A 21,184-nucleotide genomic window follows, 5' to 3' on the forward strand; every position below is an offset into this window, starting at 1 on the left:
GGTCGGTCGCTTTTCTGTCGCGGATTAGTACTGGGCCGAAAGGCTGAAGAACACGCGGGGATCTTTGTTGCCCTGGGTCAGGACATCGGAACTCATGGGCTTGGCCACTTCGAGCGTGGCGTACAGGTTCTTGGTCAGGTTGGCGCGCATGCCGGCGCCATACGAGGACAGCTTGGCGCGCGTGAGCGGCGCGCTTTCGCTGCGCGACCAGATGCGGCCGCCGTCCACGAACGTGTAGACGTGCGCGCCCTGCGGCAGGAAGCGGTCGGACGACACCGCGTAGCGCAGTTCCAGCGAGGCGGCCACGCCGGAGTCGGCGGACATTTCGCCGTCGTCATAGCCGCGGCCGAAGTTGGGGCCGCCCAGCGCGAATTCCTCGCTGGCCAGCAGCGGGCTGGCGCTGTACTGGCCGGCAAAGGTGGCCACCAGGCTGAAGCGCTCGGACAACTGCTGCAGGCGCGTCAGTTCGGCCGTCAGCTTGAGGAAGTCGGGGCGGCCCTTGGCGCGCGAAGCCAGTTCGTTGCCTTCCTTGGAGGCGCCCATGGCGTCCAGGCCCTGGTGCACCGTGCCGCGCACAGCCGTGATGCCGTTCCAGCTGTCGGTGCGGTCGTAGCTCAGGCCGGCGCGCAGCACGCGCAGGCGGTCGCGCGTGAACGGGATGCCGGTGATGTCGGTGGTGACGTTGCGCACGTCCAGCATGCCGAAAGCCCGCAGGTTCTGCAGGCGGGAACGGATCAGCGGATAGGTGGCGGTGGCGGAATAGGCCTGCACGTCGCTGGCCACGTTCAAGGGCGCCAACTCGCGGCCCGGTTCGCTCTTGGCGTAGCTGGCGGCGATGTCCACCGTCATGCCGCTGTCGGTGACCAGCATGTCGTAGTTGGCGCCCACCGCCTTGCTGCGATAGGCCGGGAAGCCCACGCGGCCGGTCAGGGTGAGGCTGTCGGCGCGCGCGCCAAACGCGTTCAGCGTGACCTGGCCGGTCATTTCGCTCCAGCCCAGGTAGGGCGAGGCGCGGTTGTCCATGCCCAGGCGCGCGTCGACCGGCTTGCGCTCGCTGCGCACCACCAGCACCGAGCCGCCCACTTCGGTGGGAGAGGCTTCCAGCGAGGCGCGCACGGTCAGGCCATTCAGGTCGTTGGCCAGCAGCAGCTGGCGTTCCACTTCGGCCACGTTGATGGGGCGCACGCCGCGCAGGCGCTGCACCAGTTTCTCGATTGCCGCCTGCGCCGGACCGATGTCGCCGTCGTACTTCACGTCGGCGATATAGCCCTCGACCACCCTGATGCGGAACTGGCCGCCTTCGATGGTCTGCGCCGGCACGATCACGCGCGTGGTGACGTAGCCGTCATTGCGGTAACGCAGCTCGATGTCGTTGGCGACCTTGAAGGCGTCCGCCACCGTAATGGTCTTGCCGAGCAGGTCCTGGTAGAGCGGACGCAGCGTGTCGGCGGGATAGCGGGTCACGCCTTCCACGCGCAGGTCGGTCAGCGTGAAACGCAGCTTGTCGGCCCCGGCCGGCGCTTCGGTCGCGCTGCCCTGTTCCACGGTCACTGGCGCGGCGCCGGGCGTGCTTTGCGGCATGGCCGGTTGCGGCAACTGGCGGCCGGGTTCGGCGCCCGAGGGCAATTGGACGGGCGCGTTCTGCGCCGCCACCGGTCCGGCGGCTAACGCCAGCAGCACGGCGACGAAGCCGGCGCGCAGGGAGGAGGGAAGCTGGCAGGAAACGGCGGGACGGCGGGAATGGGGTAGGCGGCGCATGGGTGCTCGGGTAGCGAGTCGTTACAATCAGATTTAAATGAGATTTTTTGATATATTTTTTAGACTTCTATAAACAATCTTTCTAAAGTTCTTTACAGATTCGGCGGGCTGCGGGATGCTTGCCCGCGCTTTGGCTGGTGGAAATGCCGGTTTCCTGCGGGTGGCGAGGCGGCTTGGGCCGCGCCCAGCCGGGGGATGCCAGGACCCTGACGGGCCCGTAGCTTCATGTAACAAACACTATCATGTGTGAATAATGATTGCGCCTATGAGGTTTGCCGGAATGCACGGCACGTTTGCCGCAAGGAAAAATATTCACAAAACCGGCACGGTTTTGTCGCCTGTTACCAACGCGCGGACCGGCCGGCATGAAAGAATGCGCGGCATGAATGACGCCTCTTATCCGCCCGTTCCCGGCCAGCTTGCCGGCTTGCGCGTGCTGGTCGTCGAGGACCGTCCCGAGGACCGCATGCTGCTGGTGGATTTCCTGACCAGCCAGGACTGCCGCGTATATGTGGCCGAGGACGGCAACGACGGCTATCGCAAGGCGCAGCTGGTGCAGCCGGACATCATCCTGATGGACGTGAACATGCCGGGCTGCGATGGCCTCGCGGCCTGTCGCCTGCTCAAGGCCGACCAGGCCACGCGCGCCATTCCCATCCTCTTTCTGACTGCGGCGTCCTTGCCCGGCGAGCGGGTCGCCGGCTTGTCGGCGGGCGCGGTCGACTACGTCGCCAAGCCGTTCGACTTCGAGGAAGTGCGCCTGCGCCTGTTGATCCACCTGCGGGTGACGCCCACGCCCGCGCCTGCGCCGGCCGCCGCCGTCAACGACGGCACCTCGGCCGTCGCTGCCGGCAGCTCGCTCGACGGGGTGCTGTTCCGCGCCGCCCGCAAGCTGCTGCGCGAACGCCTCGACCACACGCCCGAACTGGTGGCCCTGGCCCAGGCGCTGGGCACCAACGCGCGGCGGCTGAACCAGGCATTCCGGCGTTGCGCCGGCACGACCGTGTTCGAATTCCTGCGCGAAGAACGCATGCGCGAGGCGCGCCGCCTGTTGTGCGAGACCGGCCTGGACATCCAGGCGATTTCGCAGGCGGTGGGTTTCGGCAACCGCGGCAATTTCTCCACCGCGTTCCGCGAACGCTTCGGCATGGCGCCCACGGCCTTGCGCCAGGAGCAGGATCCGCATGGCTAGCGGCCGCGCGGGCTGGCTGGCGTGGCTGTTGTGGCTCGCCATGTGCTGCGTGGCGCTGCCGGCGCGCGGGCAGGACGTCCAACCCGTTGTCGACCTGGGCGCGGTGCGCGTCAACCTGCCGTTGGCCAGCCAGTTGCGCGGCATCGAGGACCCGACCGGCGCGCGCCTGGCCGGCCAGATCCTGGATGACGAATGGCAGCCCGTGTCGCCCCGCTGGCTGAACCGGGGATACTCCACGTCGGCGTTCTGGCTGCGGCTGGAGATCGGCAACGCCAGCGACAGCCCGCAGGAGCGCTGGCTGTCATTCGGCGTGCCGCGGCTGGAGGACGTGCGCTTCTATTTGTTCCCCCAGGGCAGCCGCGAGCCGGCCAAGGTCCTGCTGGCGGGCAACCGCGAGCCGCTGGCCACCCGCGAGGTGCCGTCCACCGTGTCGGTGGCGCCGCTGCGGCTGGAGCCTGGCGAGCGGATGACGGTGCTGGTGCGGGTCCAGAGCCGCTCGGCGATCAACATGGAACCCGCCTTGCGCACGCCGGCGGCCTTCGTCGGCGTGACCCAGCGCAACACCATGCTGGTGGCGCTGCTGGTCGGCGCGCTGGTGATGGTGGGCATTTATGCCGGCCTGCTTGGCGTGGTCCACCGCGATCCGGTGTATCTGCTGCTGTCCGCGGCCATTTTCGTCGAGATCCTGTACAGCCTCTCATTCCAGGGATTGCTGTATCGCTACGTCCTGACGGGCGGCGGCGACATGGTGCTGCGCGCGCCCAGCGTGCTGGCGACGGTGGCGGCGTCGCTGTTCGGCGGCATGGCGATGCTGTTCGCCGGCCTGCACCGGATCCGCATGTGGCGCGGCGTCTACCTGGGGCTGATCGCCGCCGGATTCGCCGGCGCGGTGTGGGCGGCGCTGGGCGATTACCGCGAGGCCGCGCAGGCGCTGATCGGCCTGATCTTCCTGTGGGCCGTGGTCTGGCTCGTCTCCATGGCCGATGGCTGGCGCCGCGGCCATGCCAATGCGCGCATTTTCCTGCTGTCCTTTGCTGTCTACTGCGGCTGTCTGCTGCTGCGGGTGGCCTACATTCAGGGCTTGCTGCCCGGCCGCTGGCAGGGCGGTCCGGAAGTCGCCTGGGATCTGCTGTCGATCTCGCTGATGCTGGCCGTGCTGCTGTACGGGCGCTCGCGCCAACATCGCCAGGAACGGCTGGCGGCCCAGCGCGAGCTGGCGCTGGCGCGCGAGCGCGAGCACCAGCGCCTGGACCAGGCCGTCACCGAGCGCACGCGCGCGCTGCAGGCCGCGCTGATCCGGGCCGACGAGGCCGGCCGCGTGCGCCAGGATTTCCTGGCGCGTATCAGTCATGACTTGCGCACCCCGCTGACCTCGATCATCGGCTTTGCCGACCTGATCCAGGCGGGCGGGCGCGACGATGCGCCGCGTGGCGCCATCATCCGCCGCAGCGCCGATCACATGCTGAGCATGGTCAACGACCTGATCGACTACGCCGCCGGCGCTGGCGGCCAGGCGCTGAGGCTGGCGCCTGAATATGTGCATGCCCTGCTCGACGCGACGGCCAAGGAAGCCGCGCCGATCGCCGCCCGGCAGGACAACCGCTTCGAGCTGCGGGTGTCGGAAACGGTGCCGGCCGTTCTGGACATGGACGGCAAGCGCGTGCGGCAGGTGCTGTTCAACCTGATCGACAATGCCGCCAAGTTCACGCGCGGCGGGGTGCTCACGCTGACGGCCGACTACACCGCGGCCGGCGCCGGCCAGACCGCCGGCTGGCTGGCGCTGGCGGTGCGCGACACCGGCTGCGGCATTGCGCCGCAAGACCGGCAGCACATCTTCGAGCCGTTCCAGCGCTTGTCGTCGGCCGATAGCCAGCCTGGCGTCGGGCTGGGCCTGGCGATCGTCCAGCAGTGGGTGCAGCGCATGAATGGCCGTATCCACGTCGACAGCGAAGTGGACCAGGGCACCACCATCAGCGTGGCGCTGCCGCTCAGGCAGGTCGACGAGTCGCGCGTGTCGCACCACTACATCGCCGCCGCCGCGCACGTGCTGCCCGCGCTGGACGGCGCCGGCAAGCGCATCTGGCTGGCCGAGGATACGCCGGAAATCCGCGAATTCCTGGTCGAGGAATTGGCCAGCCTGGGCTTTGCCGTCGAAAGCGAGGCGGATGGCCGTGGCATGGTGGCGCGCATCCGGGCCGATGACGCGCGCCGGCCCGATCTGATCCTGACCGACCATCGCATGGAAGGCGCCGACGGCGCGGCCGTGCTCGCGGCCGCGCACGCGCGCTGGCCGGACCTGCCCGTGGTCGCGGTATCGGCGACCCCGCAGGAGGCGCCCACGCTGGATGGCGCCGGCTATGACGCCAGCTTGCTCAAGCCGATCGACCTGGTTGAATTGCGGCACGTGCTGGCCCGGTTGCTGCATCTGTCGACGCAGCAGGCCGCCAGCGAGGCGGCGACCGGCTCGGCGCCGCTGCCGCGCCTGTCGCGCGCCGAACTGGAACAAGTGCGGCGCCTGCTGGACATCGGCGGTATCTCGGACCTGATGGATTGGGCGCGCGCGATCCAGGCGCGCGACCCGGCCTTCAAGGACTTCAGCCTGCAAGTGCAGCGCCTGGCGCGGCTGGGCGACCTGGCGGCGATCGGCACGCTGTGCGAGCGCATGCCCGTGGCGTGAGCCGGTTCTAGGGCGGGCTGTCGCGAAACAGCCGTTCGCCCAGAAAGTCGACGAACACCCTGACCTTGGGCGACAGGTTGCGATTGGACGGCCACAGCGCCTGGAAGCGGCCAGCGCCGTTCACCTGTGTGTCCAGCACCGTGTTCAGCCTGCCGGCCGCCAGCGCCTGGCGCGCCAGGAAATCCGGCATGCAAGCGATGCCGAACCCCTGGATGGTCGCGCCTAGCAGCGCCTCCATGTTGTTGCAGGTGAACGCGGCCGCCAGTCGTGGCGCGGCCTCGCCCGCGGCCAGCGCCAGCGGCCATTCCTGCAGCGTGCCGGCGTTCGGGTAGCGGAACCGCACCGCCTGGTGCCGTTCCAGGTCGCGCGGCCGCTGCGGCGTACCGTGGCGCGCCAAGTAGTCGGGGGCGGCGTACAGGCGCAGCCGGAATCTGCCCAGCGGCCGCGCCGTCAGGCGCGAATCGGGCAGGTCGCCGCTGCGGATCGCCACGTCGACGCGCTCGCCGATCAGGTCGACGATACGGTCGTTGAAATCCATGTCCAGTTCGACGCCCGGATAGCGCGCCGCGAAAGCCGGCAGCACCGGCAGCAGGAAGTGGTAGCTCACCAGCGGCGCGCTGACGCGCAGGCGCCCGCGCGGTTCGCGCAGCGTCTGCGACAGTGTGGCGTGCGCGTCGTCCAGGTCTTCCAGGATGCGTTTGCAGCGCTCGTAGAACAGCCGGCCTTCCTCGGTCAGCTGCATGCGGCGCGTGCTGCGCTGGAACAGGCGCACATGCAGGTCCTGTTCCAGCCGCGCCACGGCCTTGCCGACCGCCGAGGGCGACAGGTCCAGGTCGCGGCCGGCCGCGGCAAAGCTACCCAGCTCGGCACTGCGGACAAACGGTAACAAGCCGCTCAAGCGGTCCATGGCGATTCCATTGAAGAATTTAATTCCTTGGTATGTGGATTTTTAGCCTATTTATCAAAATATCGCGCGTAAGTATCTTCAATGCTGTTTCCATTTCGCATTGATGCCCGCCATGTCGTCTTCCGCTTCCCCGCCGCTGCCAACCGCCCGCAGGGTCCTGATTCTGGTGGCCGTGTGCCTGGCATGCGCGGCCATGCCGTTCACGTTCACCGGTCCGGCCATCGCGCTGCCTTCGATCGCGCGCGAACTGGGCGGCAGCCCGGTCGCGCTGAACTGGATCACCAATGCCTTCATGCTGGTGTTTGGCAGCACGCTGCTGGTGGCCGGCGCACTGGCCGACCGTTACGGGCGCCGCCGCGTGTTCCTGGCGGGCGCGGCGATCTTCATCGCGGCTTCCGTCGGTCTGGTCCAGGCGCCGGGCATCGTCGCCTTCGATTTGCTGCGCGCCGCGCAGGGCCTGGGCGGCGCGGCTATCTTCTCGGGCGGCGCCGCGGCGCTGGCGCAGGCGTTCGACGGGCCGGGACGCATGCGCGCCTTCAGCCTGCTGGGCGCCAGTTTTGGCGCGGGGCTGGCGTTCGGGCCGATCGCCTCGGCGCTGCTGATCGAGCATTACGGCTGGCGCAGCATCTTCCTGCTGGTGATCGCCCTGGCCGCCATCGCGCTGGCGCTGGGCACGCGTTGCCTGCGGGAATCGCGCGATCCGGCGGCGGGGCGCCTGGACTTACCCGGCGCGGCCACCTTCAGCGCGGCGCTGGCGCTGCTGACCTGGGGCATCATGCGCGCGCCGCAGAGCGGCTGGGGCGAGCCTGCCACGTTGGCGCTGCTGACGGCGTCGTTGGCGCTGTTCGCCTTATTCGGCATGATCGAGTTGCGCGCGGCCCGGCCGATGCTCGACCTGACGCTGTTCCGCTATCCGCGCTTTCTGGGCGTGCAGTTGCTGGCGGCCGCGCCGGCCTATGCCTTCGTGGTGTTGCTGATCCTGTTGCCACTGCACTTTATCGCTGTCGACGGTCTCGGCGAGATCGCGGCCGGCCGCATGATGATCGCGCTGTCCGCGCCGTTGTTGCTGCTGCCCGTGGTGGCGGGTCAGCTGACGCGCTGGCTGGCGCCGGCGCCGATCTGCGGGGTGGGGCTGCTGCTGGCCGCCGCCGGCCTGGCCTGGCTCAGCCTGGCCATGACGACGGGGCCGGTGACGGCCCGGGTCGGCCCGATGCTGCTGATCGGCATCGGCATCAGCCTGCCGTGGGGCTTGATGGATGGGCTGGCCGTCAGTGTGGTGCCGACCGAGCGCGCCGGCATGGCCGCCGGCATCTTCAGCACGACGCGGGTGGCGGGCGAGGGCGTGGCGCTGGCCGTGGTCGGCGCGCTGTTGACGGCGTTGACCGCGCGCCATCTCGCCACGGCGTTACCGGGCGCCGCATCGCGGGCAACGCCGGCGGCCCAGCGACTGGTCGCCGGGGACTTCGACGCGCTGGCCGCGATACTGCCCGGCGTCGGCCGCGCGGTGCTGGCGCAGGCGTGCGCCGAGGCATTCGCCACATTGCTCTGGATCCTCGCGGCGATCACGGTGCTGACCGCGCTGGTGGTGTTCCTGTTCCTCGGCAAGTCCGAGGCGCGAACGGTTGCGGCGGCGGCGCGGGCCTGACGCCCGCGCGCGGCGGCCTACCCCAGCCGCATCGACAGTTCCACGTCGTCGCCGAACGGCGTCGACAGATAGCCCGATGCCGGCGAGCGTACGCGCGCCAGGTACTCGGGGCTGTGATCGGCATTGTCCGCCACGATCAGCGCGCCGGGCCGCAGGCGGCTTTCCAGCAAGGTCAGGATGTCCGGATAGAGCGCCTTGGCGCCATCGAGCAGGACCAGGTCGATGCGCTCCGGCAGTTCGGTAGCGAGCGTTTGCAGCGCGTCGCCCTGGCGCAGCTCCACCAGGTCGGCCAGGCCGGCCTCGGCCAGGTTCTCGTTGGCTCTCGCCACTTTGGCCGGTTCGAATTCGGTGGTGATCAGCCGGCCGCCGCCGTTGTCGCGCAGCGCCGCCGCCAGGTGCAGCGTTGAAATGCCGAACGAGGCGCCGAACTCGATGATGGCGCGTGCCCGCGTGCTGCGCGCCAGCATGTAGAGCAGCTTGCCGGTCGCGGGCGACACGGCCAGCGGCAGATCTTTCATGCGGCCGTAGAACTCGCGGTAATCGGTCTTGCTGCGCATCAGCCGCGCCTGTTCGGCGGCGGACATGTTGGCCAGGGCGGGGTCGGCGTTCGACCACGAGGCGTCGGCCTGCTTGAACAGCCGGTCCAGCAGCGGGGCCAGGGGCGAGGAGGTCAGGGTGTCGGTCATGGAGATGGGTTTCCAGTCGGGATAGGGGGCGCAAGGCGGCCGCTGACGAGGCCGCGACAGGCCGGATTGCCCGCCATCCAGGGGCGCGAAAACGTTGCGTGGGCGCGGCGAGGGCACGGGTTTAGAATACGACGAATCCATCGCATTTCTCTATTCGCATTTCGCGCGCCGCCATGACCACACGCCGCAGCACCCGCCTGTCCGAGAGAAAACAGCCCCAGCAGGCCCGCTCGGCCGAGCTGGTCGCGGCCATTCTGCAAGCGGGGGCTCAGGTTCTGGCGCGCGAAGGCGCGACGCGCTTCACCACCGCGCGGGTTGCCGAGAAAGCCGGCGTCAGCATCGGCTCGCTCTATCAGTACTTTCCCAACAAGGCGGCCATCCTGTACCGCCTGCAGACGCAGGAATGGCAGCAGACCTCGGACCTGCTGCGCCGCCTGCTCGAAGACGCCCGCCACCCGCCGCCGCAGCGCTTGCGCAACCTGGTGCATGCCTTCGTGCGCTCGGAATGCGAAGAGGCGGTGATGCGCATCGCCCTCAACGACGCCGCGCCGCTCTACCGCGATGCGCCCGAGGCGCGCGCCACCAAGGAAGAGGGCGGCCGCATCGTGCTCGCCTTTCTCGGCGAAGCCCTGCCGGCGGCTTCCGACGCCACGCGCGCCCTGGCTGGCGAACTCATCACCCATACGCTCAGCGCGGTCGGCAAGCAGTTCTCGGAAAGCCCGCGTACCGAGGCCGAGATAGCGACCTACGCGGACGCGCTGGCCGACATGCTGTGCGCGTATCTCGACCGCCTGGGGCGAAGCGCCGAACCGGCGCGCCGGCAGGCCCGCGCGTAGCCTCCGGTGCTCCGCGCCGCAGCGCGCGCGGGCTCCAGCGCGGGAGTAAGATGACCGGTCTTTGGGCGGCTGCCCGCTCCTATCCTGACGGCTGACAACATGACCGCTTCCCTTCCTGTCGCCCTGGTGACCGGCTCCACTTCCGGCATTGGCGCCGCCATTGCCCGGCGCCTGTCGCGCGATGGCTATGCTGTGGTGCTGCATTCGCGCCAGTCGGCCGCGGCGGGCAAGGCGCTGGCCGCCGAGCTGGGCTCGGCCGTATACGTGCAGGCCGATCTCGCCGAGGATGGCGACCGCGTGCGCCTGGTCAGCGAGGCGGTGGCGGCGTGGGGCCGGCTGGACGTGCTGGTCAACAACGCCGGCATCAGCCGCGTGATTCCCCATGGCGACCTGGCCGCGGCCACGCCCGAGGTCTGGCACGAGATGCACGAGGTCAACGTGGTCGCGCCGTTCCGCCTGGTGGCCCAGGCGCAGTCGGCGTTGTCGGCCGCGGCGGCGCGTGGCCGGCCGGGGTGCGTGGTGAATGTCAGCTCGCATGCCGGCGTGCGGCCCAAGGGCGCGTCGATTCCCTATGCGGCGGCCAAGGCGGCGCTGAACCATGTGACGCGTCTGCTGGCGGTCTCGCTGGCGCCGGACATCCGCGTCAACGCGGTGGCGCCCGGCTTGGTGGATACGCCGTTGACGCGGGATTGGACCCAGGCGCAGCAACTGTGGCGCGAACGGGCGCCGATGCGTCGCGCTGCGCAGCCGCACGACATCGCCCAGGCGGTGGCGTGGCTGGTGCAGTCCGACTATCTGACGGGCGAGATCCTGTTGTCGGACGGCGGTTTGAACCTGACCTGAGGCGCGGCCGGCGCCCCGGTCATGCGTCCGCTTCGGACCGCGGCACGCCCGGCACGCCTTGCCGGATATTGCGCGAATACTGCGCCGCATCCTGCGTGGCGCGCGCCCGCTCGGTATAGCGGCCCGCGTCGCGATAGGCCTGCACGCTGTCCGCGCCTTGCAGAGCGCCGAGCCGGTACAGGTATTCCGGCAGATAGCCCGACAGCAACAAACGGTAGTCCAGCGGCAGGCCGGGCACGATCCTGCCGGCCAGCCGGTACACGATGGTGATGCAGTTGGCGGTCAGCGTGTTGTAGAAGCGCGGCTGGCGCCGCAGGCGCGTGGCCGTGTCGACGTACGACAGCAGCAGCTGGCGCGGCGCGCCCGGCGGCATGCGAACGCGATACAGGTAGCCGTCCTCGCCGCGCACATTGGTGCGCACGCGCAGGCTGTCTTCCTCGGCCGAGGCCAAGACCGACAGTTCGTACTGGCGGAAGAAGCCGCCGATCTCCGAGAACGTGTCATCGCGCTTGCGGCGGATTTCCACCGAGAACACCACATACTGGCCGTCGCCGAAGCCGAACGACACCAGCGCATGCGCGATCGCCGGCCGGCCCCAGTACGACAGCGCCAGGTCCACCGATGCCAGCTTCGACAGGTCGTAGCGGCGGGTTTCCCAGCGCGCGTCGAAGTCGGTGCGCGAGCGCCAGTCGAAGTTGCGTACGTTGTGCAGCGTCAGGCGGTCGCCGTCCACCTCGCCGTAGGTGCTGCGGGCGACCTCGGGCATCCAGTCGCGCTCGTTGGACGGCCGCATGCACCACACCCACCAGGCCAGCATGACCAGCAACATCGCCGCGTACACCGCGGCCGGCAGCCGGTAACCCCAGGCCAGCCCGGCCAGCGCGGCGGCGGCCAATACCAGCCAGGCCAGCGGCGCCAGCAGGCGTGCGCGGCCCCGGCCGGGCGCCTGGAACCACAGCGCCAGCGCGCCCCACAGGGCGCCGGCCACGACCACGGCCGCCAGCAGCGCCGTCATGGTTGGGTCTGGGCGTTGCGGGCGACCGCCTCGCGGTCCTGCCGGCGCCAAGCGGCGCGCAGCGTTGCGATCTGGCGCAGCGCCGCCTGCGACATCTTCCACCAGCCGAACGGGCGCGGATCGGCCAGCATGCTGAGCGCGCGCGCATAGTCCAGCGTCAGGCCCGGGGTCCAGGCCATGGTCAGGGCGCGCTTGCGGATCTGCGCCGCCACCCACAATTCGGGCGTGAGCAACAGACGCCACAGCACCGCCCAGCCGGCCTGCGGGCCGTGCAGGCGGCCGACCACGCCGTCCAGCGCCGCTTCCAGCGCCGCCGATACCGAGCTGGAACAGTTGCGGTGGGTCAGATTGTAGATCTCGGTCTTGCGGTACTCATCCCAGAAGGCCCGCAACTTGGCCGCGTCGTAATTGCGGATGCGCACCTGCATGGTCGAGGGGCACCAGGCCTTGGACTCGGTGGCGTAGTCGGGCTGGTACACGCCCGGCACGTTGTTCTCGGCGGTGGCGCGCAGCAGCGTGCCGAATTGCTCGGGCGAGTGGTCGATTTCCACGGCCGGATAGAGACTGATGTAGATGCCCTCGGGTGATTCCAGCGCGGCATGGCCGGTGGACACCACGCCGTTGATGTCCACCGCCGCGATGTAGCGATCGATCAATGGGTAGTTGCGCGTCTCGGTCCTGGCCGAGCCCGACGGCGTCCAGACATGCACGGTCAACGCGCGCTCGCTGGCTTGCGGCGGGCCATCGAACACCTTCTGCGCCGGCCCGTCGGCGCGCGTCGGCATGAAGGCGGGATCGGGGTTGGCGGCCAGTGCCGGGTTGGCGTGCAGATTGCGCACGCGGCGCGCCAGCCACAGCAGCTTCACGCCGGAGATCGCCAGGAACAGCCCGATACAGTACGGCACCGTGCCGACGTAGTGGGTGGGATAGGGCTGAAAGAAGAAGATCGCCAGCAGCACCTCGGCCACGCCCGAGGCGAACACCACGCGCCAGCGCTGGTAGCGCACCACGTAGGCGGCGATGCACTGGATCAGTCCGTCCACCAGGAACAGCAGTCCGAAGATCATCGACAGCGCGAAATGCCCGTGATGATGACCGGCCAGCACCAGGGTGCCCGCCAGCAGCACGAATACGCCCTTGGTGTAGCGCAGCACCCGCTGGCCGCCGACGCCGGACTTGGCGATGGCCAGCGTGGCGATGCCTTCGGCCACCAGCAGCGCGGCAAAAAAATTCAGGGGGAAATAGAGTGCGTTGTCCAGCGCGTCGATGAAGACGAAGGCGCCGGCCGCCAGCATCAGCCAACCCCCGATAATGAGCGCGCGGGCGCGTTTGTGCAGATAGTCGATACCGAGCAGAAGCAGGACCAGGTGGCTCATGGGGGCGGGTCTCCATGCATGGGCGCGATGTCGCGGAGGGCAAGCATCGCATGCAGGGTAGCGCGAGCCCGGTCCGGGCGTCGAGTTGCGCACGCCCGTGCCGGCATCTGGCGGCCGGCACGGGCGCGGCCGTGTCAGGCCATGGCCGCGACGGCGCGCGGGCGCAGCGTGGCCAGCACCCAGTAGACGGCGCCGCCGATGCCGACGCCGAAGAACCAGCCATAGGTGCCCCACCAGGCCGGCAGCAGGTCGGTGAAGTTCGGCAGGATGGTCGAGAACACGCTGCCGATGCCCGTGGCGATCAGCGCGTTGATGTTCCAACCGCCCTGGTAGCGGTATTCGCCATGCTCGTCATACAGCGCCGCAACATTGATGCGGCCCTTGGCCACCAGGTAGTAGTCGACCAGGATGATGCCGAGCAGCGGCCCCATGGTGGCGCCGATGGCGTTGACGAAATGCGCCGCGCCGCCTTCCCAGGGCGCAAAGGGATACAGCACCAGCGCAATCAACGCGGCGATGTAGCCGCCGCGCTTGAAGCTGATGCGCCTGGGGAACACGTTCGAGATATCGAACGCGGCCGACACGAAGTTCGCCACCACGTTGATGCCCAGCGTGGCCACCGCGAAGGTCAGCGCGGCCAGCAGCGCCAGCACCCAGCTGTCGAACTTGGTGGAGATCTGCTCGGGGTGCAGCAGCACCTCGCCATAGACCTTGTAGGCGGCGATGGTGGTGATGCCGGCCACCAGCGAGAACGCCACCAGGTTCACTGGCAGTCCCCACAGGTTGCCGCGCTTGACGGCCTGCTTGTCGCGGGCATAGCGCGAGAAATCGCAGAAGTTCAGGTACAGCGCCGCGAAGTAGGTGATCCAGGTGGCGCCGACCGCCATCAAGGCCCAGAAGCTGCCCGGCGCGCCGGTCACGCCTGCGTCGCGGGTCTTGTCCAGCAGCACGTCCATCGGGATGCCGTGATCGATGCTGAAACCGCCGGCCTTCACGCACAACCCCACCGCCAGCACCAGCATGGCGATCCACACGGCCGGGCCGGCCCAGTCCTGGAACCGGCGCACGGTCTCCATGCCTTTCTGGATGATGAGCAATTGCAGCGCCCAGATCCCGACATAGCAGATCACCTCCAGCCCCGAATGGCCCAGCCATTGCGTGTTCTGGTGAAAGGCTAGCAGGCTGTCGTTGCGCACCAGCAGCGCCACGATGGCGCCCGAGGCCGCCGCCGTCTGCGCGCCGTACCAGAAACAGGCCACCACCGCGCGTACCAGCGCCGCCAGGTTGGCGCCCCAGATGCCGAACGAGGCGCGCGCCAGCACCGGGTAGGGCACGCCGGTCTTTTCGCCGGCATAACCCATCAGGTTCATGAGGAAGAAGATCACCAGCGAACTCAGGCCGATGGCGATCAGGAAGTTGACGAAGCTACCGCACAAGAGGAACAGGCTGGCGGCCAGGTAGTAGCCCCACAGGCTGTGCACGTCCGAAGTCCAGACGTTGAAGATGCTGAAGGCGCCCCAGCGGCGCTCCTTGGTGGGGGCCAGGTCCTCGTTGTAGAGACCAGGCGAAGGATTTCGGATATCGATGGCTAGCTCCCTGACCCAGGGGTGGGCATGGTCTTGAAGGAAGCCGGGCGGACCAATACAGCAGCAACACTTGGACGTAGCCTGGCGCGTATTCTGGTGTGCAAAGAGTGTATACAACCTTTGCGCCAATACGCCCCTGGGGTTTTCCCTTCCGGGCTGAAGAAGGCATGACGCGCGCGCCGGCAAACGGGCGCGGCGGCAGGGCGCCGTGCCCGATGGGGCCAGTGCGGGCCGGGGGGATCAGGCCGGCAACGCGCCTCGCAGCCACTGGCTGGCCAGGTCCAGCACGATGTGCGGCTGTTCGCGGTGCGGCACGTGGCCGCAGTTTTCCAGCAGCGCCTGCCGGCCGCCCGCCAGGCGCGCGATGATGCCCGGATGGGCGGTCGAACCGTATTCGTCCTCTTCGCCGTGCAACGCCAGCACCGGGCATTGCACCCGGCGCAGCGCGTCGTCCAGGTTCCAGTCGGCGAAGGCGGGCGACAGCCAGGTGTCGACCCAGGCGCTCAGTACCCAGGCGGCCTTGTCGCCGTGGTATTTCTTCAGGCGGTCCAACTGGCCGGGCTCGGCGAAGTTGCGCCGCGCCGCGCGGATGCCGTCCAACGTGCGGTCCTCGGCGAAGGTCTGGGCGGACTCGGTGATCAGCGCCTGGCAATCCTCGCGGTGGACCGCGGCACAGCAGATGCCCATGCCGCCGCCGACGCTGTGGCCGAAGGCGATGAAAGGGCCGATGTCGAGCGCCCGCCGCAAGTCCTGGAAGCCGTCGCTGGCCTCCGCCTCGACGAAGCCGGTGGCCAACGTGGCGGGGTTGGGATCGGAGCGGCCAAAGCCAAGCCGGTCATAGGCAATGACGGCGCGGCCGGTGGCCTCGGCCAGGCGTTCGGGGAAGTCGCGCCACAGCTCGACGCAGCCCAGCGAATCGTGCAGCAGCACGATCGGCGCCGCGTCCGCATCCCGCCCGGCGGGATCCCAGCGCCGAGCGAACAGGCGGCCTTGCTGGGTGGGCACATGGACATCGTGGCTGGCAATCGACGGCATTCAACGATCCTGGCAGGCAAAAGGAAACGGGCGCGGCGGCGCCGTTCGAGGCAATCCCGGAATTATAGGAAACCGCCGGCGCTATTCCTCGGCGGTCCATTCGACCTGCACGCCCAGGCTGCGCAGGTTCTCGACGAAACGCGGGTGGGCGCGGCGAATCGGCGTGGCGTTGCGGATCTCGGAACGGCCTTTGATGCTGCTGGCGACCATGAACAGCGCGATCGCCACGCGGATGATGTAGGGGCTTTCCACCACCGCCGGCGTCAGCGGGTTGCCGCCGAAGGTGATGACGCGGTGCGGGTCCGACGAGAACACGTGCGCGCCGAACTTGGACAGCTCGCCGGTCCAGCCCAGCGCGCCGTCGTAGACCTTGTTCCAGAACATCGCGTTGCCTTCGGCGCACACGCCCAGGGCGATGAAGATGGGCAGCAGGTCCACCGGGAAATACGGCCAGGGCGCGGCTTCGACCTTGGTCAGCACGTTGCTGGTGAAGGGCGTTTGCACCTTCAGCGGGCCATCGCGCAGCGCGCGCGACCAGCCGTTCTCGTGCACGATCCGGACGCCGAACTTGGCGAAGGTGCGGTCGATCAGCGGGAAGTTGGACGGCGTGCTGTTGCGCACCACCACGTCGCCGCCGGTGATCGCGCCCAGCGCCAGGAAGGTGGTGATCTCGTGGAAGTCTTCCTCGAAGGTGAACTCGCCGCCGCGCAGCGTGGCGCCGCCGCGCACCGCCAGGCGCGAGGTGCCGATGCCGTCGATGTGGGCGCCCATCATCGTCATGAAGCGGCAGAATTCCTGCACGTGCGGCTCGGAGGCGGCGTTGGTCAGCGTCGATTCGCCGGCGGCGGCCGCCGCGCACAGCACGAAGTTCTCGGTGGTGGTGACCGAGGCGTAGTCGAGCCAGTGATGGGTTGGCTTGAGCGGGCCGGCGCTGCGCACCAGCAGCGAGCCGCTGGTCCGTTCGACCTCGCCGCCGAACGAGCGGAAGATGTCGACGTGCGGATCGATCTCGCGCACGCCCAGCGTGCAGCCCTTGACGTTGTCTTCCAGCCGCGCCACGCCGAAGCGCGCCAGCAGCGGCGAGACCAGCATGATGGACGAGCGCATCTCTTCCGGCAGGCGGTGGCGGGTGGCGTCGAATGTGGTGTCGCGATGGTGCAGGTCCAGCGTGCGGGTGGTTTCGTCCAGCCGTACCTCGCTGCCCAGGGTGCGGAAGATGTCGAGGATCTTGCGCACGTCGGTGATGTCGGGCACGCCATGCAGCCGCAGCGGCTGGTCGGTCAGCAGCGTGGCGCACAGGATGGGCAGCACCGCGTTCTTGTTGGCCGACGGGGTGACGCGGCCGCGTAGCGGCGTGCCGCCGTGGACGATGAGATTGGACATGGACGAGACGCTTGGACGACAGGTGGAACGGCAGGGGAAAACGCGGGGAAATTGTACCGGCATGGCCCGGTGGGCGTCGCGCATCGGCGCCTTGGAAATGGTGTCAGACTGCAAGGAACTCGAGCCGGCGTGGCCGGGCGGCGCATGGACGTCCCGACTCGGCTTGGGTATAAAGACCGCCAGCCGCCTTTTCCGGTGTTCCGCATCAGGAGCCTTCATGACGACCCTCAAATCCGCCAGCCCGTCGCCGTCGCAATTGATCGATGCCCGCATCGGCGAACTGGACGACTGGCGCGGCGCGGTGCTGGCGCGGGTGCGCCAGTTGATCCTGGCGGCCGACCCCGAGGTGGTCGAGGAATGGAAATGGCGCGTGCCGGTATGGTCGCGCGACGGCATCCTCTGTACCGGCGAAGCCTACCGGCGCGCGGTAAAGCTGACCTTTCCCAAGGGCGCCGCGCTGGCCGATCCGGCCGGGCTGTTCAACGCCAGCCTCGAAGGCAAGGTCCGCCGTGCCATCGATATCCATGAAGGCGATGTCCTTGACGAATCGGCATTCAGCGCGCTGATCCGCGCCGCGGTGGCGTTGAACGCGGCCCCGGCGCCGCGGGCGTGAGGCCCTTGCGCTGGTACGCGCGGGCCGGCGATCACGCCGCTTTGCGGAACTTGCGCAGCATGACCGCGCCGCCGATCGTCAGCGCCAGGCCGGCCGCCAGATAGGGCAGGCCGAAGATCATCCACCAGAAGAACATGGCCGTCTTGACGTCGCGGGCGCCGGCCGGGTCCTGTGGCGTGGGTTCCATGCTCACCAGCGCCATGGGCAGCGTCAGCAGCAGCACCACGCCCAATATCGCGCAGCCCCAGGCCGCCAGGCGGCGGTTGTCGCCGACGCGCAGCAGCGCTGCGGCCACCGCGATGGCGATCATCAGGCAGAGGCCGCCGGTTGCCATCAGCATGCGGTCCACCACGGCCTGATCGACTGGCACGTAAGGCTGCGTGGCCGGCGCATCCAGGCCGAACACCGCTTGCATCAACGGGTTCACGATGCTGAAGGCGGCGCGTCCGATGACCAGCCCGAAACCGATGCTGGCCACCCACTTGATCACTGTCGAACTCATTCGGGATATCCTGTCGATTGCCTCAGCACCAGAGAATACGCCAATACACGGCGCCTATCCGATGTCCCAACACCATCAGTTCATCTTTCCCCGCTATCCCCATTTGCCGCCGCCCGACTGGCCGGCACTGCAGGCGCGCCTGTTGGCCGAAGGCTACCTGCTGGAGCCGCGCGGCGACCGCGTGCCGCGCGAGGCCCTGGACACGCTGAGCCTCGGGCTGGCCCGGTTGCGCGAAGGCTCGTTCCAGTACCGCGACGGCCTGCGCACCACCGGCGATGTGGTCGCGCTGTACCAGTCCGCCGGCGACGTGCCGGCTGCCGTGCCGGTGCGTCATCACGACACCATGCAGGAGACACTGACGTTGCTGGCGGCGCACGGCATCGTGCCCGACTTTACGCTGGACGATGAGCACAGCAGCTGGTGCAGCCCGCACTATTGCCTTGGCCCGGCGGCCCGCGCATTGCTGAACCCCGGCCAGCGCGCGTATTACGACGCCGACCCGGCCGGGTTCAGCGTGATCATGCCGGCCTTCGACGGCCCCGAGCCCTATGTCGGCGTGGGCGAGAACCTGCAAGCCCCCAGCCTGCCGGGTTCGGACGAGCCCCTGGAGGCCATGCCGCCTTTCGGTTCGCACGTCGACTTCATCGGCGCGGCGTATGAAGACCCGGCCGTGCGCTGGCGCCATCCGGCGAACGGGCGCGATTACCATCTGTTCGACCTGGACTGGCACTACAGCCTGGCGCTGGGGTTCCGCATGATCCGCGCCAATTGTCTGGAGCAGGGCAGCGCCGAGGCGCTGGCGCGGGCGATCGGCCAGATGGTCGACCAGCCGATGGCGTGCAGCCACCGGCATCTGTGAAACGTGGGCGTTGATACCGATGCGGCGGCCTCGGGGGGCGCCGCATCGAGGCCTGCGCATTGATCAATAGTAGATGTCGACGTAATCGGTCAGGCCGCCGCACGCTTCCATCTGCTGCAGGCGCCAGTACTTGCGCTTGCCGGTGGCGCGGAATTCATAGTCGCCGGTGCGTTCGCAGCGGCGGCCCTTGTCCGGCGCGTCCACGATCAGGATGGTGCCGCGGAAGGTGAAGCGGTCGGCCGAGATCGACAGCACCCGGCCCTTGATCGTCACCGAGCCGTTGGCGTTGCTGTGGCCGCCTTCCAGGCGCACCACGTCGTTGTCGTCGACCGCGTTCAACTTGCCGCGCTCATCGGTCCACAGCCATTGCACGCTGATGCCGCTGTTGTGCAGCAGGCGTTCGTAGGCGGCCTGGCTCTTGATCTCGGTCTTTTGTTCGGTGCCGGCGGCCGCTGCCTGGGTGGGGGCCTGCGCGCTGGCCGGCGCCTGCTGGGCCGCGCCGCCGCGTGGCGGCAGGCGGCCTTCGTCCCGCGGCTGCGCCTGCGTCTGCGCCGCCGCGCCGCCACGAGGCGGCAGGTCGCCCGCCAGCGAGGCGCCGGTGGCCAAAGCCAGGGCCACTGCAATCAGGCCGGCTATCCGTTTCTTTCCAGCCTGGGCCGGAACGCGATCTTGTTTCTTGTGCATGATGGTCGTGAAGAAAGGAAGGGGAAGCGCAGGGGATCGGCGCCCGCGGGACGAGGGCGCTGACGGGCTCGTAACTTAGCACGCGCGCGCGGCCGCTTGATTGCCGATTCCGTCTTGTGTATCAATAGTTAACCGCCGGCGGGGCCGGGTGCGGGGACCGTGGCGGCGGTTTATCGCTTGATGTTCTGCTCGAACTTGGGCCGGCTCTTGAAATTCTTCAGCGCGAAAGCCAGGAATTCGGCCTTGCTGATACGGCCGTCGCCATCGGTGTCCATCGCGGTGATCTGTTCGGCCGTGGCTTCCTGCAGCAGTGGCCCGCGGCTGAGGTAGCCGTCGGCGTTGATGTCCTGCTTGTTGAACGCGGCTTCCATGCGGGTCATGTATTCCGGCTCGCCCATCGGGCCGAGGTTGCCGGCGCCGGTGAGATTGGAGGACGCCCCGGGGCGGGCGGCGGCTGGCGTGGCAGCGGGCGAGGATGCCGCCATCGCGTTGCCGGCGAGGCTGGCCAACAATATCACCGCGCTCAGGCGGCCCATCCGGATGACGTGCTTCATGGTTCTCCCAGTATGCATGGATGCGGCGCGCATCATACCGTCGGGCGCGCCGCAAGCGCATGTCACGATGTATCGCGGTGCATGGCGCGGCGCGGTTCCGGCCTGGCGTCAGGGCGGCAGCAGCCGCAAGCCGGTCCGCTTCACGAATTCGTCATAGCCGATCGGCGGCCCGGCCTTGGTGTCGGCGCGGTTGGCCTGCCAGTGCACCCACGCGCGGTGCGTGGTGGCGTCGTAGACGACCTTGTACAGATAGGTGGGCACGGCCACGCCGGCGCCGATGGTCTTGGGACGCTCGGCGTAGACCGGCCCGGTAAAGACATACACGTCGCCGGCCGCGCGCATCACGTACTGACGCGTGTCCTGCTCGATGCGGCTCCAGGGGCCGGCATTGTGGCGCTGGTCCTGCGGCACCATGTTGGCCAGCGAAAAACTCTGTGCCATGGCCTCGGGCGTGGCCATGTCGCCGGCCGGCGCCATATGACCGCGCGAATAGCCCGAGCCGCGGTAGTCGTCCAACTCCGCGCGCTCGGCGCGCGGCACCCGCGCCTCGGCATAGAACCTGTCGGTCCGGTGCTGCCCCTTGGCCTGCATCAGATTCTGGCGGTTCAGGCGCTCGGCCACGAACACCGGCGTCTTGGTCTGGCCGTTGTGCAGAATGGCGAATGAGGAAAAACAGACCTCGCGCAAACGTTGCGCGGCAGGTACCGCCGGCGCCCGCGCGTTCGGGAAGAACTGCGGACAAGCGTCGAACGTGGTCTGCACCAGCGCCGCGTTGGGCGCCGGCAGCGCCATCGGCGCGCTGCGCTGCAGCGATGGCCATTGCAGCCGCGACAGCATGTCGCCGACTGCGGCCGGCATCTGCCATTGGGGATGCAACACATAGGTGGCGGCGCCGAAACTGGCCAGCGAACTGATCACCAGCGCCCGCAGAAAACGCGGCACGCGGCCGGCGGAACGGGAGCGGGAAGGGGAGCGGGAGGGAGAGCTTCTCTTTCTGGGAACGGGTTTCTTCGCGCGCGTCATGCTACCTGGG

Annotated in this window: 19 protein-coding genes; 7 read left to right on the forward strand and 12 right to left on the reverse strand. The window is 68.7% G+C overall.

Features of this window, described 5'->3' with window-relative positions; all coding sequences use genetic code 11:
• Window positions 1-24: 24 nt before the first annotated feature.
• Window positions 25-1,758, reverse strand: coding sequence for a ShlB/FhaC/HecB family hemolysin secretion/activation protein (locus tag K2W61_RS19600; RefSeq protein WP_236756371.1), 1,734 nt, complete (start codon window positions 1,756-1,758; stop codon window positions 25-27).
• A gap of 373 nt (window positions 1,759-2,131) precedes the next feature.
• Here K2W61_RS19600 and K2W61_RS19605 point away from each other — a divergent pair, with 373 nt between their 5' ends.
• A complete protein-coding gene (locus K2W61_RS19605) occupies window positions 2,132-2,950 on the forward strand; it encodes a response regulator transcription factor (RefSeq protein ID WP_175140682.1) in 819 nt (272 codons plus the stop codon).
• Window positions 2,943-5,627 carry a hybrid sensor histidine kinase/response regulator gene (locus K2W61_RS19610; RefSeq protein ID WP_236756372.1) on the forward strand — a complete coding sequence of 895 codons (2,685 nt, stop codon included), beginning with the start codon at window positions 2,943-2,945 and terminating at the stop codon, window positions 5,625-5,627. Before K2W61_RS19605 ends, K2W61_RS19610 begins: the two co-directional genes overlap by 8 nt.
• A 7-nt stretch (window positions 5,628-5,634) precedes the next feature.
• Here the strand turns inward: K2W61_RS19610 and K2W61_RS19615 are convergent, their stop codons facing one another.
• On the reverse strand, window positions 5,635-6,534 hold the full coding sequence (locus K2W61_RS19615; protein ID WP_175131476.1) for a LysR family transcriptional regulator: 900 nt from the start codon (window positions 6,532-6,534) through the stop codon (window positions 5,635-5,637).
• Between the two features lie 112 nt (window positions 6,535-6,646).
• Here K2W61_RS19615 and K2W61_RS19620 point away from each other — a divergent pair, with 112 nt between their 5' ends.
• Complete coding sequence (locus K2W61_RS19620) at window positions 6,647-8,179, forward strand: MFS transporter (protein ID WP_236756373.1); 1,533 nt, start codon at window positions 6,647-6,649, stop codon at window positions 8,177-8,179.
• Window positions 8,180-8,196: 17 nt separating this feature from the next.
• Here the strand turns inward: K2W61_RS19620 and K2W61_RS19625 are convergent, their stop codons facing one another.
• Window positions 8,197-8,865 carry an O-methyltransferase gene (locus K2W61_RS19625; protein ID WP_175131474.1) on the reverse strand — a complete coding sequence of 223 codons (669 nt, stop codon included), beginning with the start codon at window positions 8,863-8,865 and terminating at the stop codon, window positions 8,197-8,199.
• Between the two features lie 173 nt (window positions 8,866-9,038).
• Here K2W61_RS19625 and K2W61_RS19630 point away from each other — a divergent pair, with 173 nt between their 5' ends.
• Together K2W61_RS19630 and K2W61_RS19635 are read left to right on the forward strand one after the other, a co-directional pair.
• Entirely contained in the window at window positions 9,039-9,701 is a 663-nt protein-coding gene (locus tag K2W61_RS19630) for a TetR/AcrR family transcriptional regulator (RefSeq protein WP_175131473.1), read from the forward strand.
• A 99-nt stretch (window positions 9,702-9,800) separates the two neighbouring features.
• Window positions 9,801-10,544 (forward strand): SDR family NAD(P)-dependent oxidoreductase, encoded by a 744-nt coding sequence (locus K2W61_RS19635; protein ID WP_175131472.1) that lies wholly within the window; start codon window positions 9,801-9,803, stop codon window positions 10,542-10,544.
• 19 nt (window positions 10,545-10,563) lie between these two features.
• On the opposite strand, the gene K2W61_RS19640 is transcribed toward K2W61_RS19635, so the two are convergent.
• The 5 genes from K2W61_RS19640 to K2W61_RS19660 all read right to left on the reverse strand — a co-directional run bounded on the left by K2W61_RS19640 (window position 10,564) and on the right by K2W61_RS19660 (window position 16,939).
• Window positions 10,564-11,559: an Lnb N-terminal periplasmic domain-containing protein gene (locus K2W61_RS19640; protein ID WP_236756374.1), complete on the reverse strand. Its 996-nt coding sequence runs from the start codon at window positions 11,557-11,559 to the stop codon at window positions 10,564-10,566.
• Window positions 11,556-12,935 (reverse strand): HdeD family acid-resistance protein, encoded by a 1,380-nt coding sequence (locus K2W61_RS19645; RefSeq protein ID WP_175131470.1) that lies wholly within the window; start codon window positions 12,933-12,935, stop codon window positions 11,556-11,558. Before K2W61_RS19645 ends, K2W61_RS19640 begins: the two co-directional genes overlap by 4 nt.
• Before the next feature lie 134 nt (window positions 12,936-13,069).
• The gene (locus tag K2W61_RS19650) at window positions 13,070-14,521 is read right to left on the reverse strand and encodes an NCS1 family nucleobase:cation symporter-1 (protein WP_175131647.1); all 1,452 of its coding nucleotides are present in this window, start codon (window positions 14,519-14,521) and stop codon (window positions 13,070-13,072) included.
• A 240-nt stretch (window positions 14,522-14,761) separates the two neighbouring features.
• Window positions 14,762-15,556 (reverse strand): alpha/beta fold hydrolase, encoded by a 795-nt coding sequence (locus K2W61_RS19655; protein ID WP_175131469.1) that lies wholly within the window; start codon window positions 15,554-15,556, stop codon window positions 14,762-14,764.
• Between the two features lie 81 nt (window positions 15,557-15,637).
• Window positions 15,638-16,939 (reverse strand): UDP-N-acetylglucosamine 1-carboxyvinyltransferase, encoded by a 1,302-nt coding sequence (locus tag K2W61_RS19660; protein WP_175131468.1) that lies wholly within the window; start codon window positions 16,937-16,939, stop codon window positions 15,638-15,640.
• A gap of 217 nt (window positions 16,940-17,156) precedes the next feature.
• On the opposite strand from K2W61_RS19660, the gene K2W61_RS19665 reads away from it, so the two are divergent.
• Window positions 17,157-17,552: a DUF1801 domain-containing protein gene (locus tag K2W61_RS19665; RefSeq protein ID WP_236756375.1), complete on the forward strand. Its 396-nt coding sequence runs from the start codon at window positions 17,157-17,159 to the stop codon at window positions 17,550-17,552.
• Window positions 17,553-17,583: 31 nt separating this feature from the next.
• Here K2W61_RS19665 and K2W61_RS19670 read toward each other — a convergent pair whose 3' ends face one another.
• On the reverse strand, window positions 17,584-18,054 hold the full coding sequence (locus K2W61_RS19670; protein WP_175131466.1) for a hypothetical protein: 471 nt from the start codon (window positions 18,052-18,054) through the stop codon (window positions 17,584-17,586).
• A gap of 61 nt (window positions 18,055-18,115) precedes the next feature.
• Between K2W61_RS19670 and K2W61_RS19675 the strand changes: the two genes are divergently transcribed.
• Window positions 18,116-18,913, forward strand: a complete 798-nt coding sequence (locus tag K2W61_RS19675; protein WP_236756376.1) for a hypothetical protein — start codon at window positions 18,116-18,118, stop codon at window positions 18,911-18,913.
• A gap of 63 nt (window positions 18,914-18,976) precedes the next feature.
• On the opposite strand, the gene K2W61_RS19680 is transcribed toward K2W61_RS19675, so the two are convergent.
• From K2W61_RS19680 to K2W61_RS19690, 3 genes are all read right to left on the reverse strand, one after another.
• The gene (locus tag K2W61_RS19680) at window positions 18,977-19,597 is read right to left on the reverse strand and encodes a hypothetical protein (protein WP_175131464.1); all 621 of its coding nucleotides are present in this window, start codon (window positions 19,595-19,597) and stop codon (window positions 18,977-18,979) included.
• Between the two features lie 170 nt (window positions 19,598-19,767).
• Complete coding sequence (locus K2W61_RS19685; RefSeq protein WP_236756377.1) at window positions 19,768-20,151, reverse strand: EF-hand domain-containing protein; 384 nt, start codon at window positions 20,149-20,151, stop codon at window positions 19,768-19,770.
• A 108-nt stretch (window positions 20,152-20,259) separates the two neighbouring features.
• The gene (locus tag K2W61_RS19690; protein WP_175131463.1) at window positions 20,260-21,174 is read right to left on the reverse strand and encodes a DNA/RNA non-specific endonuclease; all 915 of its coding nucleotides are present in this window, start codon (window positions 21,172-21,174) and stop codon (window positions 20,260-20,262) included.
• Window positions 21,175-21,184: the final 10 nt, after the last annotated feature.

Source organism: Achromobacter pulmonis, from assembly GCF_021733725.1.
GTDB classification, from domain to species: domain Bacteria; phylum Pseudomonadota; class Gammaproteobacteria; order Burkholderiales; family Burkholderiaceae_B; genus Achromobacter; species Achromobacter pulmonis.

What these genes read in the sequence shown, in the direction of transcription:
- K2W61_RS19680 (WP_175131464.1), bottom strand. Translation starts at nt 19,597, where the DNA reads ATGCACAAGAAACAAGATCGCGTTCCGGCCCAGGCTGGAAAGAAACGG.
- K2W61_RS19640 (WP_236756374.1), bottom strand. Translation starts at nt 11,559, where the DNA reads ATGACGGCGCTGCTGGCGGCCGTGGTCGTGGCCGGCGCCCTGTGGGGC.
- K2W61_RS19660 (WP_175131468.1), bottom strand. Translation starts at nt 16,939, where the DNA reads ATGTCCAATCTCATCGTCCACGGCGGCACGCCGCTACGCGGCCGCGTC.
- K2W61_RS19605 (WP_175140682.1), top strand. Translation starts at nt 2,132, where the DNA reads ATGCGCGGCATGAATGACGCCTCTTATCCGCCCGTTCCCGGCCAGCTT.
- K2W61_RS19685 (WP_236756377.1), bottom strand. Translation starts at nt 20,151, where the DNA reads ATGAAGCACGTCATCCGGATGGGCCGCCTGAGCGCGGTGATATTGTTG.
- K2W61_RS19600 (WP_236756371.1), bottom strand. Translation starts at nt 1,758, where the DNA reads ATGCGCCGCCTACCCCATTCCCGCCGTCCCGCCGTTTCCTGCCAGCTT.
- K2W61_RS19610 (WP_236756372.1), top strand. Translation starts at nt 2,943, where the DNA reads ATGGCTAGCGGCCGCGCGGGCTGGCTGGCGTGGCTGTTGTGGCTCGCC.
- K2W61_RS19630 (WP_175131473.1), top strand. Translation starts at nt 9,039, where the DNA reads ATGACCACACGCCGCAGCACCCGCCTGTCCGAGAGAAAACAGCCCCAG.
- K2W61_RS19645 (WP_175131470.1), bottom strand. Translation starts at nt 12,935, where the DNA reads ATGAGCCACCTGGTCCTGCTTCTGCTCGGTATCGACTATCTGCACAAA.
- K2W61_RS19665 (WP_236756375.1), top strand. Translation starts at nt 17,157, where the DNA reads ATGACGACCCTCAAATCCGCCAGCCCGTCGCCGTCGCAATTGATCGAT.
- K2W61_RS19675 (WP_236756376.1), top strand. Translation starts at nt 18,116, where the DNA reads ATGTCCCAACACCATCAGTTCATCTTTCCCCGCTATCCCCATTTGCCG.
- K2W61_RS19615 (WP_175131476.1), bottom strand. Translation starts at nt 6,534, where the DNA reads ATGGACCGCTTGAGCGGCTTGTTACCGTTTGTCCGCAGTGCCGAGCTG.
- K2W61_RS19655 (WP_175131469.1), bottom strand. Translation starts at nt 15,556, where the DNA reads ATGCCGTCGATTGCCAGCCACGATGTCCATGTGCCCACCCAGCAAGGC.
- K2W61_RS19635 (WP_175131472.1), top strand. Translation starts at nt 9,801, where the DNA reads ATGACCGCTTCCCTTCCTGTCGCCCTGGTGACCGGCTCCACTTCCGGC.
- K2W61_RS19690 (WP_175131463.1), bottom strand. Translation starts at nt 21,174, where the DNA reads ATGACGCGCGCGAAGAAACCCGTTCCCAGAAAGAGAAGCTCTCCCTCC.
- K2W61_RS19620 (WP_236756373.1), top strand. Translation starts at nt 6,647, where the DNA reads ATGTCGTCTTCCGCTTCCCCGCCGCTGCCAACCGCCCGCAGGGTCCTG.
- K2W61_RS19670 (WP_175131466.1), bottom strand. Translation starts at nt 18,054, where the DNA reads ATGAGTTCGACAGTGATCAAGTGGGTGGCCAGCATCGGTTTCGGGCTG.
- K2W61_RS19625 (WP_175131474.1), bottom strand. Translation starts at nt 8,865, where the DNA reads ATGACCGACACCCTGACCTCCTCGCCCCTGGCCCCGCTGCTGGACCGG.